The following is a 14384-nucleotide window of genomic DNA, read 5'->3' as shown; positions in this document are numbered from 1 at the left end:
GTGTATGCGGGCGCGCATGACGGTCGGTATTTCCAGCGGCGGCGATGATCCGGGGCGGCAGGTAACGCTGCGAACGGCCTACCCGTTGCGCGGTTTCGGCTGCCACATGGCGTTAACGATGACCCAGCGGTCGCCGAACCGGCCCATATGGAAATAGTCCACGAACCACGGCGTCTCCACCCGTGCGACCGCGACATTGCCCGTCACGTCCAGTACGCGGACCGACCGGTCCCATTGCTCCTTCGGTGTCTTCAGCACGCCTTGGCGGGTCAGTTCGACCAGTTCATCCTTGCTCATGCGGCGCAGGGCCAGCACCTCATCCTTGTCCGGTGAGGGCCGGACGGCACGCTTGGCCAGATCGGGGTGCAGGGCACGGGCCACGCGGGCGGCATCGCCCTCCAACTGACCATCCACATAATCATAGGCGGTCGCTTCGATGGCCTTGAGGGTGGCGGGATCCGTCTCGGCATATGCCGGCGGAATGGCCAGGATCAGCAGCAAGGCCGCAAGAATGGAAGGGCGCACGGGCAAGGTCTCCAGGGATCGGTTCCGTAAGCCCTACCTGCGGGGTACGGCCCGTCACCGGCAAGGGGAAAACCATCCCTGTACGGACCAGTTGGCGCTGAGCGCTCAGGTCCTGCCACCTCAGCGCCAGCGCACCTCCCCCTGCGTGCGGGTCCGCGCAATCAGGAAAAAGACGCCGCCGGTGACGGCAACCCAGGCCAACATGATAAGCGGGCGCCAGGGCCCCGGCGGCACGGGGACAAAGGCCTGAATGGCCTTGATGCCACCCACAAGGATCAGGATGAACAAAGCCGTGGCCAGCCACCCCTCCCAACCGGCAGGGGAATAGCCGAACCCGTGGCTTTTGGGGACGAACCAGGCACGCTTGGACATGGCGAACTCCATCGCTCAAAACCCAAACCTGATCCTATAGGCAGGTAATCTCACCGGCAATCACAACCGGCTGCTGCCCGTACCCACCAACAGCCGCACATCAATACCCAGCAGGGTGACGCTCTCCGTCCGCGCGCCCAGGGCACGGTAGAACAGGCCGGCACCCACATTGGCGGGACGTGCGTGCCAGCATATCCAGGACAGGCCCTGGTCCAGCGCCATCCGCCCCGCCGCCGCCATCAGGGCGCGGCCCACGCCAAGCCGGCGCGATCCCGGCTCCACATAGATATTTTCCAGCATCATGCCGCCGGTGGCGGTCTGGCTGTCATAGCCGGGGGTCAGCAGGACCATGCCGGCGATACGGTCGCCGGTTTCCGCCACCAGACAGCGGAACAGCGCATCCTCGCCAAAGCCCTGACGGTGGAATTTCGCCGGGGTCAGGGCGGGCGGGTCCATGCCTTCTTCCGCCGACAATGCTGCAACAAAGGCACAAACAAGATCGGCGTCGGCCGGGGTGGCCCGACGGACGCCGATCTGTTTCTTGACGATGGGGGTCACGGGGCCGCGATCAGGCGGCGGCAACCTTGTCCATCTCGCGCAGGATGCTGTCGGCCATGACGGAGGTCGAGACCTTGGCCATGCCCGGCTGCATGATGTCGCCAGTGCGCAGACCGGTGTTCAGCACGTTCTCCACGGCATTTTCCAGGACGTCCGCCTCGGCCTGCAGGTCGAAGGACCAGCGCAGGGCCATGGCGAAGGACAGGAACATGGCAATGGGGTTGGCCAGGTCGCGGCCGGCAATGTCCGGGGCCGAACCATGCACCGGCTCATACAGGGCCTTGCGCTTGCCATTGGCGTCGGTGGCACCCAGCGAGGCGCTGGGCAGCATGCCGATGGAGCCGGTCAGCATCGAGGCCTCGTCCGACAGGATGTCGCCGAACAGGTTATCGGTGACGATCACGTCGAACTGCTTGGGATTGCGCACCAGTTGCATGGCGGCAGCGTCGGCCAGCATGTGCGACAGTTCCACATCCTGGTATTCGGCCTTGTGCAGGGCGATCACTTCCTGACGCCACAGCAGGCCCGACTCCATCACATTGCCCTTATCGGAAGAGCAGACCTTGTTGCCGCGCTTGCGCGCCAGCTCAAAGGCCACGCGGGCGACGCGGTGGATCTCGTGGGTGTCATAGACCTGGGTATTGACGCCGCGACGCTCGCCATTGGGCAGGTCGGTGATGCCGCGCGGCTCACCGAAATAGACACCACCCGTCAGTTCGCGCACGATCATGATGTCCAGGCCGCGCACCACGTCGGGCTTCAGCGTGCTGGCATCGACCAGCGCGTCGAACACCTTGGCCGGGCGCAGGTTGGCGAACAGCTCCATCTCCTTGCGCAGGCGCAGCAGGCCGGCCTCGGGACGCTTGTCAAAGCCCAGATTGTCCCATTTCGGACCGCCCACGGCGGCCAGCAGCACGGCGTCCACGGCCAGCGCGCGGGCCATGGTCTCATCCGTCAGGGGCGTGCCATGCGCATCATAGGAGCAGCCGCCGACCAGACCTTCCTCGACCGCGAATTCAATGCCGCGCTTGCGGGCATACCAGTCGATGACGCGGCGGACCTGACGCATGACCTCGGGACCGATCCCGTCGCCCGGCAGCAGAAGGAGCGAACGCTTCGTCGACATTGGAATACCTCTGTATGTTTGCTTGGCATTGGCGGCGCATCACCGCCGCGGCTGAATTCATAATCCTTCCCGGTCACGCCGCCAAGGGGCGGCGCGATCACGGCGGCGGAACGATGGTGGGCCGAGGATCAGGAGGCCCAGAGCCAGGGCTGGCCATCCTTGGCCTTGGCTTCGAAGGCGTCGATGGACCCGGCCTCGCGCAGGGTCAGGCCGATATCGTCCCAGCCGTTCAACAGGCACTGGCGACGGAACGGCTCCACATCGAAAGCGATCTTCTCCCCATCGGGCAGGGTGATGGCCTGGGCTTCCAGATCCACGGTGAAGGTGGCGTTGGCGCCATTGTCGGCGGCGGCCATCAGCTTGTCGACCACCTCTGTCGGCATGCGGATCGGCAGGATGCCGTTCTTGAAGCAATTGTTGAAGAAGATGTCGGCAAAGCTGGGCGCGATGATGCAGCGGATGCCGAAATCGGCCAGTGCCCAGGGCGCATGCTCACGGCTGGAGCCGCAGCCGAAATTGTCACCGGCGATCAGGATCTTGGCCTGGCGGTAGGCCTGCTTGTTCAGCACAAAATCCGCAACCTCCTGACCGTCCTTCAGGCGCATGGAGGCGAACAGGCCGGCACCCAGGCCCGTGCGCTTGATCGTCTTCAGATAGTCGGCGGGAATGATCATGTCCGTATCGACATTCATCAGACGCAGCGGAGCGGCGACACCGGTGAGCTGAACAAACTTTTCCATGAGCCTTACCCGACGACATAGGGGGGATGAAACAGCCCTTGTTCTGCCATGCGGCTCGCGGACTGCGCAACACATGATCGTTCGAAGGCAGCCCTGCGACAGATGCTTGCGTAGTACTTTCACCACCACCCTTTTCAGCCGGCCCAGACCGAGGTCGGGATGGCACAAGGGCGGGGGACACCCTATCTTGAATGGAAGAATAAGAATCAGGTTCAGCGGAGGGTCGGCGCCATGCGTGTGTTCCGTATCATCCTGCCCGTCACCGCCATTGAACAGGCGGCCGGTTTCTACAGCGCGCTGCTGGCGCAGCCGGGCAAGCGTGTCTCTGCCGGCTGGCACTATTTCGATCTGGGCCAGATGGTGCTGGCCTGTCATGAGCCGGCGGCGGAGGGCGACGCGGCCACGGCCCCGTCTCTATCGCAGCCGGTGCATTTCGCGGTACATGATCTGGAAGGTTTTCACAGCCGTGCGCAGGCGGCGGGGGCGGTCACGGCCAGCGGGATCGAAACCCGGCCCTGGGGCGAGCGCAGTTTCTATTGCCGCGACCCGTTCGGCAATCCGCTCTGCTTTGTCGAGGCGGGGACGGAATTCACGGGATAAGACCAGCGCCCTCTCAGGCCGCCTTGTTGAAACTTTCCTTCACGCCACCGGCCATCAGGAAGGCCAGGCATTGATTGCGCCGCGTACGGTACGCGCCGGGGGTCACGCCGACAGCGCGGCCGAAAATGCCCGTCAAATGCGCCTGGGAGGAAAAGCCGGCCGCCGCCGCGATCTCCGCCAGCGGCATTTCCGTCTCCAGCAGCAGGCGCTTGGCCCAATTGACCCGGCGGGCCAGTACATAACGATGCGGCGCCTCCCCCAGCGCCGCCTTGAACCGGCGGGCAAAATGGCTGGGGCTCAGCCCCGCGACGGCGGCAAGCGTCACCAGCGACAGGTCATCATCCAGATTCTGCTCCACGAACAGCAGCACACGGCGCAACTGCATCGGCGACAGGCCGCTGGCCCCGCCGGCACCGTCATGATGACGGGCCAGGATGCTCTCAACCGTCTCCGTCTCGGCGGCGACGCAGGCCGCAAACTGCGGAAGCGGGTGATCGGACGACGCAAAAGACATGGCGACTCCCCCGTCAGGTCGGCATCCCGCCCCGGGCGGGATCACCGTCCAACAACATGGACCACCATGACCGGACGCCAAGCCCGTCGTGCCGCTGCTGTGGACAGGGACGAAGATGGACGCTTCCGACATGGCGCAAAGGGTTGAAAAGGCCGGCAGGTGAGAAGGGTAACCCCGGAACCGGCCCGTGACCATATGATTAAGCGACCGACCCTTGGGCGAACTGTGCGCGTCGTCACTATGATGGAAAAATTAAGGCGGGCTGCGGGTGACATCGATATCTGGATGCCACCCGCAAGGCGCCGTCACGCCCGCATGCTGCCCGTCTTCTCCCGCCGGATATGCCAGGAGAAAGCCTCTTCCAGCAGGTGCGGGGTGTGGCCGCCGCGCACCCGGGCGCGGGCATAATAATCCGCCAACTGCTCGCGATAGCTGGGATGGACGCAGTTGGCGATGATCACTTCTGCCCGTTCGCGCGGGGCCAGACCGCGCAGATCGGCCAGCCCCTGCTCAGTGACCAGGATATCCACGTCATGTTCGCTGTGATCGACATGGCTGACCATGGGCACGACGCTGGAAATCGCCCCGCCCTTGGCCACCGACTTGGTGACGAAGACCGACAGATAGGCATTGCGGGCAAAATCGCCCGACCCGCCGATGCCGTTCATCATCATGGTACCGTTGACATGGGTGGAGTTCACATTGCCGTAGATATCGAACTCCAGCGCCGTGTTGATGCCGATCACGCCCAGACGGCGGATGACCTCCGGATGGTTGCTGATCTCCTGCGGCCGCAGGACCAGCTTGTCCTTGTACTGGTCAAATCGCGGGAAGACGCGGGCGCCACAGGCCTCTGACAGGGTGACGGAGGAGCCGGAGGCAAAGGTCAGCTTCCCGGCATCGAACAGGTCGAAGGTGCTGTCCTGCAACACCTCGCTATACATGCGCAGATCATGGAACGGGCTGTCGATCAGCCCGTGCAGGACGGCGTTGGCGATGGACCCGATACCGGCCTGCAGCGGGTTCAAGGTCATGTCCAGCCGGCCCTTGGCCACCTCCGCCTTCAGAAAATCGATCAGATGGCCGGCAATGCCCACCGTGTCCGCGTCGGGCGGTTCCACATTCGCGGCGCTGTCATGCTTCTGCGTGACGACGATGGCGGCGATCTTGTCGGGATCGATGGGGATGGACGGCGTGCCGATACGGCTGTCACAGGCTTCCACCGGGATGGGATGCCGGGTGGGGCGCTTTGTGGGGATATAGATGTCGTGCAGCCCTTCCAGCGCCAGCGGCTGCGACAGGTTGATCTCCACGATCACCTTCTTGGCCAGGATGGCGAAGCTGGCCGAATTGCCGACCGATGTGGTGGGGACGATCCCCCCGTCCGCCGTGATGGCGGTGGCCTCCACAATGGCGATGTCGATGGGCCCCATCTGGTTCGAGCGGAGCTGTTCCACCGTCTCCGACAGATGCTGATCGATGAACATCACCTCGCCCCGGTTGATGGCGGCGCGCAATGTCGGGTCGGACTGAAAGGGCAGGCGACGGGCCAGAACCCCGGCTTCCGTCAGGATCTTGTCGATATTGTTGCCCAGCGACGCCCCTGTCATCAGCGTGATGCGCAACGGTTCACGCGCCGCCCGTTCGGCCAGCGCCACGGGCAGCGCCTTGGCATCGCCGGCACGGGTGAAACCGCTCATCCCGATGGTCATGCCATCCTGGATCAGCAGGGCCGCCTGTTCGGGGCTCATGATCCGGTCGGTCAGGGAGGGGCGGCGAATCCGGTCTTCGTACATATTCCTCTACCTTGGTTTACCTGAAGGCACCTCCGTTCCCTCCCCATCGGCCCGGGCGGTCTTTTGCCGCGATTGCGGCCAGCATGGGGCCGGCGGCCGGAAACGGCCAACCCCGAAAAAGGTCGCGCATCAGATCGATAGATGGCCGCAAATAGCCGGCCGACGCCCCCTTTGCCCGCCCGTCCGGGCGGTTTCCAAGAGTTTTCCTCGATCAGCCCTGGACATAACGCACAGCAGACCGCACATAGACGCGGGGCAGTTCGTACCGGTGCAGTTGGAGTTCATGACATGCGTTTTGCGCGGCGCTTCGCGCCGGCCGCCATTGCGGCCTTCGCCACCCTTTCCCTGATGACGGCGGGCGTCGTCCCGGCCCTTGCCGAAATGGTCCTGAACCGTGGCAATCAGGCAGAGCCCACCTCGCTGGACCCGCAAAAGGGAACGGACGTGCAATCCGCCCGCATCGGGTACGACCTGTTCGAAGGGCTGCTGACCTTCGGCCCCAATGGAGAGACGGTTCCTGGCGTCGCGTCCGGTTGGGAAATCAGCGCCGATGGCCTGACCTACACCTTTACCCTGCGCGCCGACGCGAAATGGTCTGACGGCACACCGGTCACGGCCGATGATTTCGTCTTCTCCTGGCGCCGGCTGGTCGATCCGAAGACCGCATCCGACTATGCCTATTTCCTGTGGCCGGTGAAGAACGGCGAGGCGATCAGCAATGGCAAGGCCGCGCCCGACACGCTCGGCGCCGTTGCCGTCAACCCGCGCACCTTCAAGGTGACGCTGGAACGGCCCACCGGCTATTTCCTGTCATCGCTGCTGCACCGCATGACCTATCCGATCTCCAAGGCGAATGTGGAGAAGTTCGGCAGCGATTTCGTGAAGGCCGGAAACCTTGTTTCCAACGGCGCCTACCGGCTGGTGGAATACATGCCCCAGGCCTTCGTGAAGGCCGTCAGGAATCCGTACTTCCGGGAGGCGAAGTCCGTGAAGGTGGATACGGTCGTGTTCCATCATTCCGACAGCCCGGAAACCGAACTGCGCCGCTTCCGCGCGGGGGAGCTGGATATCGTGCAGATGGCCCCGGTCACCCAGATCGACTGGCTGAAGCAGAACATGCCGGAAGTGATCAAATTCTATCCGGTGCTGGGCACGCAATATCTGGCCATCAACATGACCAAGGAGCCGCTGGCCTCCAATCCCAAGCTGCGTCAGGCCCTGTCGCTGGCTGTCGACCGCCAGATCATCGTCGACAAGATCACCAAGTCGGGCGAGGTTCCGGCCTATACGCTGACGGCACCGGGGGTTCCGGGCTATGTCCTGCCCGACGCCAACATGGCCAAGGCGACCCAGGCCGAACGTGATGCGAAGGCCAAGGAACTGGTGAAGGAAGCGGGGTTCGGTCCGGGCGGCAAGCCGCTGACCGTGGAAATCCTGCACAACACCAACGAAAGCACCCGCAAGATCGCGGTGGGCATCGCCTCCATGTGGCAGTCCAAACTGGGCGCCAAGGTCAGCCTGAACAATCAGGAATGGAAGGTGGTTCTGCAGAATGCCGGCGAGAAAAGCTATGCCAACACCGTCGTGCTGGGCTGGATCGCCGATTTTCCCGATCCCTATACCTTCCTGAAACTGTTCCTGGCCGATGTCGGCAAGATGAACCGGTCCGGCTACAGCAACCCGGCCTATGATACCCAACTGAATGAGGCCAACCTGACCACCGATCCGGCCAGGCGCCTGGCCCTGGTGGCGGCAGCCGAGGGGATGATGCTGGCCGACGCACCGCTGATCCCTATCTACCACACCTCCTACCGCAATCTTGTGCATCCGCGCGTGAAGGGCTGGTTCGACAGCCCCATGGGCGTACAGCCCACGCGCTATATCGAAGTCGTCCGCTGACAGGCGGACGCATCAACCGGGACCGACCATAACCAGGCCCGGACACCAGGTGTTCGCATCCATACAATCAAGGAACAGGAGAAGATCGGGCATGTCGTCATTGTGGAAGTCATTGCGCGGCGTTGTTGCCGCCACGGCCTTGCTTGCCGCCGGCATGGGCATGGTCACCGCCCCTGCACTGGCGCAGAAGGTCCTGCATCGCGGCAACGGCGCGGAACCGGAAACGCTCGACCCCGCCAAATCCAGCGGCGTGCCCGAAAGCTGGCTGCAATATGACCTGTTCGACGGTCTGCTGGTGCCCGACGGAAAGGGCAATTTTATCCCCGGCGCCGCGGAGAAGTGGGATGTCAGCCCCGATGGGCGGGTCTATACCTTCCACCTGCGCCGCAATGCCAAATGGTCCGACGGCACCGCCGTCACGGCGCAGGACTGGGTTTTCTCCTGGCGCCGGCTGGTCGATCCCAAGACCATGGCCGATTACGCCTATTTTCTGTGGCAGGTGAAGAACGCGCAGGACATCACGCTGGGCCGCAAGGCACCGGAAACGATGGGCGTGCGCGCCGTGGACGATTACACGTTCGAGGTGACGCTGGCGGCACCCACCCCCTATTTCCTGTCCATGCTGCACCATCATTCGACCTACGCCCTGTCCAAGGCGAATGTGGAGAAGTTCGGGGCCGACTTCGTGAAACCCGGCAATCTGGTCACCAACGGTGCCTATATGCTGGCGGAATCGGTGCCGCAGAGCCATATCAAGATGGTGAAGAACCCCCATCATTACGATGTGGCCAATACGAAGATCGACACGGTCTTCTTCTATCCCACCGAAAACCAGGAAGCGGAACTGAAACGGTACCGCGCCGGCGAATTGCACATCGCCTATGAGGTGCCGGTGACCCAGATGCAGTGGCTACGCCAGAACATGCCCGACGAACTGCATCTGGCGCCCTATTTCGGCACCTATTTCTATGCGCCGAACATGACGAAGGAGCCGTGGAAGTCCAACAAGAACCTGAGGCTGGCCCTCAACCTCGCCATCGACCGCGACATCATCGTGGAAAAGGTGAACCAGCGCGGGGAAATCCCGGCCTACAGCTTCGTGCCCCCCAACACGACCAATTACACCCAGCAGATCCCCGACTATGCCAAGTGGACGCAGGAACAGCGCGACGCCAAGGCCAAGGAGCTGCTGGCCAAGGCCGGCTATGGGCCCGGCGCCAAGCCGCTGGAAATCGAGGTTCTGTACAATACCCAGGAAAACCACCGGAAGCTGGCCATTGCCATCGCCTCCATGTGGCAGCAGAAGCTGGGCGTGAAGGTGACCTTGAACAATCAGGAATGGAAGGTGTTCCTGAATACCCGTGACGAGAAGAAGTTCAAGGACATCACCCGCCATGGCTGGATCGGCGACTATAACGACGCCAACAATTTCCTGGAACTGGTGCGCGGGGATATCGGCAAGCAGAACCCGTCCGCCTTCGCCGACCCGCAATATGACCTGCTGATGGCCGAGGCCAACACCACGGCCGACATCGCCAAGCGCGCCGCCCTGCTTCAGCAGGCCGAACGGCTGATGATCGAGGAAGTGGCGGTCTTCCCCATCCATTTCTACAGTTCCAAGCACATGGTCAGTCCCAAGCTGATCGGCTGGACCGACAATCTGATGGATCTGCATCCCTCGCGCTTCCTTGACCTGAAGCCGTAACGGTTTCCCTCCTGCCAATCTCCCTCACGCACCGGGCGCCCGCATCCACGGGCCTGGGCTTACGCCGCACGAGCGGTGGGCGGCCGGCCGCCGGCCTTCATCCCGCCAAAACCCCGGCCGCCTCACAACGGCCGGGGTTTTTTCTTGCCCGCCTCCGGGGCCGGTCTATCCTGCCTTTCGGGATAATTTCCACGGACGGAGGAAGTTCAGTGCGGTTTCTGGCGACATTTGTTTCCTGTCTTGTGCTGCTGCTCACGCTGCTGGCCACGCCCTCACGGGCGGAGATGGTGCTGCACCGGGGCAACGGATCGGAGCCGGAAACCCTGGACCCGCACAAATCGACAGGCGAGGGCGAAAGCTGGATCGAAATGGACCTGTTCGAAGGGCTGGTGACCGCTGACGCGCTGGGCCGCGTCGTCCCGGGCGCCGCCCTGAACTGGACCATCAGCGAGGATCGGCTGACCTACACCTTCCACCTGCGTCCCGATGGAAAATGGTCGGACGGGACAAGGGTGACGGCGGGGGACTTCGTCTTTTCCTGGCGGCGCCTGGTGTCACCAGCCACCCGCTCGCGCTATGCCTTCTTCCTCTGGCCCGTAAAGAACGCGGAGGCCGTGTCCAAGGGCCAGATGCCGCCCACCGCCATGGGGGTGGAGGCGGTGGACGAGCTTACCCTGCGCGTGACGCTGGAGGCGCCGACCGCCTATTTCATCTCCTCGCTTCAGCATCATTCGACCTTCGCCGTGTCGCAGGCCAATCTGAAGCGGCATGGCGATGATTTTGTGAAGCCGGGAAAGCTGGTGTCCAACGGCGCCTTCATGCTGGCCGAGGCCGTGCCGCAAAGCCATGTGAAGCTGGTGCGCAACCCGCATTTCCATGCCGCGGCCGAGGTCGCCCTGGATGCCGTCTATTTCTATCCGACGGAGAACCGGGAGGTGGAGTTGAAGCGGTTCCGGGCCGGGGAACTGGACGTCACCTATGACCTGCCCGACGGACAGATCGCCTGGGTACGACAGAACATGCCCGCCGACCTGCGCCTCGCCCCGTTCTTTTCCAGCTACTGGTTCAATATAAACCTGCGCAACGAGCCCTGGAAATCCAACCCGGACCTGCGCACGGCCCTGTCGCTGGCCATCGACAGGCAACTGATCGTGGACAAGATCACCCAAGCCGGCGAAATCCCCGCCTATGCCATCACCCCGCCCGGCACCGACAATTACGTGGCCCCCCTGCCCGAATGGGCCCGCTGGACCCAGGCCCAGCGGGATGCGAAGGCCCGTGAACTGCTGGCCAAGGCCGGGTACGGGCCGGGGGGCAGGGTTCTGGAGGTGGAGATCCTGTTCAACACCTCGGAAAACCATCGGAAAATCGCCATCGCCATCGACAGCATGTGGCGGCAGAAGCTGGGTGTGCGCGCAAAGCTGGTGAACCAGGAATGGAAGGTGCTTCTACAGTCCCGCGCAGAGGGCAAGTTCCAGGATCTGGTGCGCGGCGGCTGGATCGGCGACTACAATGACGCCTATTCCTTCCTGTCCCTGTTCATGTCCGATGTGCAGGGGCAGAACCATAGCGGCTATCGCAACCCGGACTATGACCGTCTGATCCGGGCCGCCGCATCCGAAGTGGATGCCACGGCCCGGCGCCAGTTAATGCAGCGGGCAGAAGCCATGCTGCTGTCGGATCACCCCGTGATCCCCATCTATACCCATGTGACCACGCACATGGTGTCGGCACGGGTCAGCGGCTGGCAGGACAATATCCGCAACCTGCACCTGTCACGCTATCTGTCTGTGGTGCGATAGGCGACCGCCAGCCCGGCACCTGAGGAAACATGAAATCCGCCTTGATCGATCACGAGCAAGGCGGATTGGTGTAATACTAACGGTCAAAATTCTTGACCGTTAGTATCGGCGGCGACTGCCGCCGCGCCGCACGTGCGTCGTTAGCCAAGGCTGCGGATGCAGCCGCCCGGCGCTTGAGGGGCAGGAAAGATTGACCGAAGGTCAAGATTTCATGCCGCTGGTGTAATAATCGCGGAACCAGGACACGAACTGCGGCAGCCCCTGCGCCAGATCGGTCGTCGGCTCGAAGCCCAGATCACGGCGGCTGGTTTCGATATCCGCGCAGGAACTGACCACGTCGCCCGGCTGCATGGGCCGGAATTCGATGATCGCCTTGCGACCCAGCGCCTGTTCCAGGATGCCGATCATGTCCGTCAGCTTTTCCGGCCGGTGATTACCCAGATTATAGACGGTGTGGCGCACCCCGTCATCGTCGGGTCCCGGCGGCCGCAGGCTGGCGGCGCGGATACCGGCGACGATATCGTCGATATAGGTGAAGTCGCGCCACATCTCCCCGTTATTGAACACCTGGATCGGCCGGCCGGCCAGGATGGCATCGGTGAACAGGAAGGTCGCCATGTCGGGCCTGCCCCACGGCCCATAGACCGTGAAGAAGCGCAGCCCCACGGCGGGAAAGCCGAACAGGTGGCTGTAGGTATAGGTGATCAGTTCGTCCGCCCGCTTGGTCGCGGCATATAGCGAGATGGGCCGGGTCACCGGGTGGTCCACGGAAAACGGCGACTGCTTATTGGCCCCGTAAACCGACGAGGAACTGGCATAGACAAAATTGCGCAATCCCGGCAGGGCCCGCGCCAGTTCCAGCATCACCACCTGACCCGCCAGGTTCGATTGAACATAGGCGTAGGGATTGACCAGCGAATAACGCACCCCGGCCTGGGCCGCCAGATGGATGATCTCCGTGATGTCGGCGTGATGGCTGCGGATGAAGTCCACCAGTCCGGAATCGGCAATGTCGCGGCGATAGAAGGTGAAGTTCGGGTATTCCTCAAGGATGCGCAGCCGCGCCATCTTGAGCCCGACATCGTAATAATCATTGATGATGTCGATACCGACCACCGTCTCGCCACTCTCCAGCAGCGACCGGGCGGTGGAAAAACCGATAAACCCAGCAGCGCCTGTTACAAGCTTGGTCATTTTGTCCACTCACAGTTATGGAGCCCGGAAGGGCCGCGTCCGCAACGCAGGTCCTCCCGGTAAAACCCCAGGATCTCCGTTGCGGGCCACTGAAAAGATTTGCCCGCCGCCGGCCCTATCGGCAGGGGGTCAGGTGCCGGCAGCCGCCCTGCCCTCAGCCCACCGCACGCCCTGGGCGATGACAAAATTCATGGCAAGGTAGATGGCGCCGGCGATGATAAACATCTCCACCGGCTGAAAGCTGCGCGATGCGATGGTGCGGGCAGCACCCGTCAGTTCCACCAGCGTGATGGCACTGGCCAGCGATGTCGCCTGCACCATCTGGATCATCTCGTTCCCATAGGCGGGCAGGATGGTGCGCAGGGCCTGCGGCAGGACGATGCGGCGATACAGAAGCAGCCGCGACATGCCCAGCGCACGCGCCGCCTCGATCTGCCCGAACGGCACAGCCTGGATGCCGCCGCGCAGGATCTCGCCGGTATAGGCGGCGGTGTTCAGCGTCAAGGCGATGATGGCGCACCAATAGGCCTCGCGCAGGATCGGCCACAGGAAGCTCTCGCGGATACCCACGAACTGCCCCAGCCCGTAATAGATCAGGAAGATCTGCACCAGCAGCGGGGTGGAACGGAACAGGAAGACATAGACGCCCGTCACGCCGGCCACGAACCGGTTCGATGACAGGCGCCCGAAGGCCACGGCCAGCGCCAGCACAAAACCCAGCCCCAGCGACAGCACGACCAGTTGCACCGTCACCCAGGCGCCCGACAGCAGCGCCGGCAGCGAGGAGAGGATCATGTCGATATTCATGTGCCGCCCCCCTCAGTTCGCCACGGCGCGGCGCACGCCACGTTCGGCCCGGCGCGACAGGGCCCGGAACAAGGCTTCCGAGCAGGTGGTCATGATCATGTAGAGGATGGCCGCGGTGAGATAGAACAGAAAGGGCTGACGCGTCGATTGCATGCCCAGATAGGCCTGACGCATCAGTTCGGCCAAGGACACGACAGAGACCAGCGTCGTGTCCTTCAGCGTCATCTGCCAGACATTGCCCAGGCCCGGCAGGGCATAGCGCAAGGCCTGCGGAATCAGGATGCGGCGCAGGATCAGCAACCGTCCCATGCCCAGCGCCCGCGCCGCCTCCAACTGTCCCTTGGGCACGGCCCGGACGGCGCCCCGGATCACCTCCGTCGCATAGGCCCCGGACACGATGCCGACCGCCGCCACCCCCACCGCAAAGGCCGACAGGTCCACCCGCCCGCCATAGCCGAACAGCCCGGCCACCCAGGTGACAAGACCCGACCCGCCGAAGAACAGCAGCCAGATCACCAGAAGGGCCGGCACACCCCGCACCACCGTCGTGTAAAGGGCGGCCAGCCAGCGCAGCGGCGCCGGACCCGACAGCTTCGCCGCCGCAGCCCCGGAACCGACAACGATACCGATCAGATAGGCCGATATGGCGACCATCAGGGTCATGACCGCCCCGTTGGCGATCTCGTCACCCCAGCCATCACTGCCGAAACGGAGAAGATCAAGCATGGGGGCATTCCGGTCGGGGT

14 protein-coding genes are annotated in these 14384 nt (G+C 63.4%); 4 read left to right on the top strand and 10 right to left on the bottom strand.

The features are described 5' to 3' along the window. Nucleotides 1–78 precede the first annotated feature (78 nt). The 5 genes from KBA48_RS11055 to leuD all read right to left on the bottom strand — a co-directional run bounded on the left by KBA48_RS11055 (nt 79) and on the right by leuD (nt 3321). A complete protein-coding gene (locus KBA48_RS11055; protein WP_292906199.1) occupies nt 79–525 on the bottom strand; it encodes a nuclear transport factor 2 family protein in 447 nt (148 codons plus the stop codon). Between the two features lie 120 nt (nt 526–645). Then, nucleotides 646–897: a hypothetical protein gene (locus tag KBA48_RS11050; protein WP_292906197.1), complete on the bottom strand. Its 252-nt coding sequence runs from the start codon at nt 895–897 to the stop codon at nt 646–648. Between the two features lie 60 nt (nt 898–957). After that, on the bottom strand, nt 958–1455 hold the full coding sequence (locus KBA48_RS11045; RefSeq protein WP_292906195.1) for a GNAT family N-acetyltransferase: 498 nt from the start codon (nt 1453–1455) through the stop codon (nt 958–960). 10 nt (nt 1456–1465) lie between these two features. Beyond that, nucleotides 1466–2581 carry a 3-isopropylmalate dehydrogenase gene (gene leuB, locus KBA48_RS11040; protein ID WP_292906193.1) on the bottom strand — a complete coding sequence of 372 codons (1116 nt, stop codon included), beginning with the start codon at nt 2579–2581 and terminating at the stop codon, nt 1466–1468. Nucleotides 2582–2709: 128 nt separating this feature from the next. Continuing rightward, complete coding sequence (gene leuD / locus KBA48_RS11035) at nt 2710–3321, bottom strand: 3-isopropylmalate dehydratase small subunit (protein WP_292906192.1); 612 nt, start codon at nt 3319–3321, stop codon at nt 2710–2712. 231 nt (nt 3322–3552) lie between these two features. On the opposite strand from leuD, the gene KBA48_RS11030 reads away from it, so the two are divergent. Continuing rightward, entirely contained in the window at nt 3553–3921 is a 369-nt protein-coding gene (locus KBA48_RS11030) for a VOC family protein (RefSeq protein WP_292906191.1), read from the top strand. A 13-nt stretch (nt 3922–3934) separates the two neighbouring features. On the opposite strand, the gene KBA48_RS11025 is transcribed toward KBA48_RS11030, so the two are convergent. Together KBA48_RS11025 and KBA48_RS11020 are read right to left on the bottom strand one after the other, a co-directional pair. Then, entirely contained in the window at nt 3935–4435 is a 501-nt protein-coding gene (locus KBA48_RS11025) for a helix-turn-helix domain-containing protein (RefSeq protein WP_292906190.1), read from the bottom strand. 305 nt (nt 4436–4740) lie between these two features. After that, complete coding sequence (locus KBA48_RS11020) at nt 4741–6231, bottom strand: acetyl-CoA hydrolase/transferase family protein (RefSeq protein WP_292906189.1); 1491 nt, start codon at nt 6229–6231, stop codon at nt 4741–4743. Between the two features lie 288 nt (nt 6232–6519). On the opposite strand from KBA48_RS11020, the gene KBA48_RS11015 reads away from it, so the two are divergent. From KBA48_RS11015 to KBA48_RS11005, 3 genes are all read left to right on the top strand, one after another. Next, complete coding sequence (locus tag KBA48_RS11015; RefSeq protein WP_292906187.1) at nt 6520–8130, top strand: peptide ABC transporter substrate-binding protein; 1611 nt, start codon at nt 6520–6522, stop codon at nt 8128–8130. A gap of 91 nt (nt 8131–8221) precedes the next feature. Further along, on the top strand, nt 8222–9835 hold the full coding sequence (locus KBA48_RS11010; RefSeq protein ID WP_292906185.1) for a peptide ABC transporter substrate-binding protein: 1614 nt from the start codon (nt 8222–8224) through the stop codon (nt 9833–9835). Nucleotides 9836–10044: 209 nt separating this feature from the next. Next, the gene (locus KBA48_RS11005) at nt 10045–11637 is read left to right on the top strand and encodes a peptide ABC transporter substrate-binding protein (RefSeq protein WP_292906183.1); all 1593 of its coding nucleotides are present in this window, start codon (nt 10045–10047) and stop codon (nt 11635–11637) included. A gap of 201 nt (nt 11638–11838) precedes the next feature. On the opposite strand, the gene KBA48_RS11000 is transcribed toward KBA48_RS11005, so the two are convergent. The 3 genes from KBA48_RS11000 to KBA48_RS10990 form a co-directional block, all read right to left on the bottom strand. Then, the gene (locus KBA48_RS11000) at nt 11839–12831 is read right to left on the bottom strand and encodes an NAD-dependent epimerase/dehydratase family protein (RefSeq protein WP_292906181.1); all 993 of its coding nucleotides are present in this window, start codon (nt 12829–12831) and stop codon (nt 11839–11841) included. Between the two features lie 129 nt (nt 12832–12960). Then, a complete protein-coding gene (locus KBA48_RS10995; RefSeq protein WP_292906179.1) occupies nt 12961–13638 on the bottom strand; it encodes an ABC transporter permease in 678 nt (225 codons plus the stop codon). A gap of 12 nt (nt 13639–13650) precedes the next feature. Then, complete coding sequence (locus tag KBA48_RS10990) at nt 13651–14364, bottom strand: ABC transporter permease subunit (RefSeq protein WP_292906177.1); 714 nt, start codon at nt 14362–14364, stop codon at nt 13651–13653. Between the last annotated feature and the right edge of the window lie 20 nt (nt 14365–14384).

Source organism: Niveispirillum sp. (genome assembly GCF_017996735.1).
Taxonomy (GTDB): Bacteria; Pseudomonadota; Alphaproteobacteria; order Azospirillales; family Azospirillaceae; genus Niveispirillum.
The sequence above is the reverse complement of the archived record's forward strand: the minus strand, read 5'-3'. Positions and strand labels throughout refer to the sequence as shown.

Coding starts and splice junctions, on each gene's coding strand:
- KBA48_RS10990 (WP_292906177.1), bottom strand. CDS start 14,364: ATGCTTGATCTTCTCCGTTTCGGCAGTGATGGCTGGGGTGACGAGATC.
- KBA48_RS11050 (WP_292906197.1), bottom strand. CDS start 897: ATGTCCAAGCGTGCCTGGTTCGTCCCCAAAAGCCACGGGTTCGGCTAT.
- KBA48_RS11030 (WP_292906191.1), top strand. CDS start 3,553: ATGCGTGTGTTCCGTATCATCCTGCCCGTCACCGCCATTGAACAGGCG.
- KBA48_RS10995 (WP_292906179.1), bottom strand. CDS start 13,638: ATGAATATCGACATGATCCTCTCCTCGCTGCCGGCGCTGCTGTCGGGC.
- KBA48_RS11010 (WP_292906185.1), top strand. CDS start 8,222: ATGTCGTCATTGTGGAAGTCATTGCGCGGCGTTGTTGCCGCCACGGCC.
- leuD (WP_292906192.1), bottom strand. CDS start 3,321: ATGGAAAAGTTTGTTCAGCTCACCGGTGTCGCCGCTCCGCTGCGTCTG.
- leuB (WP_292906193.1), bottom strand. CDS start 2,581: ATGTCGACGAAGCGTTCGCTCCTTCTGCTGCCGGGCGACGGGATCGGT.
- KBA48_RS11000 (WP_292906181.1), bottom strand. CDS start 12,831: ATGACCAAGCTTGTAACAGGCGCTGCTGGGTTTATCGGTTTTTCCACC.
- KBA48_RS11015 (WP_292906187.1), top strand. CDS start 6,520: ATGCGTTTTGCGCGGCGCTTCGCGCCGGCCGCCATTGCGGCCTTCGCC.
- KBA48_RS11025 (WP_292906190.1), bottom strand. CDS start 4,435: ATGTCTTTTGCGTCGTCCGATCACCCGCTTCCGCAGTTTGCGGCCTGC.
- KBA48_RS11020 (WP_292906189.1), bottom strand. CDS start 6,231: ATGTACGAAGACCGGATTCGCCGCCCCTCCCTGACCGACCGGATCATG.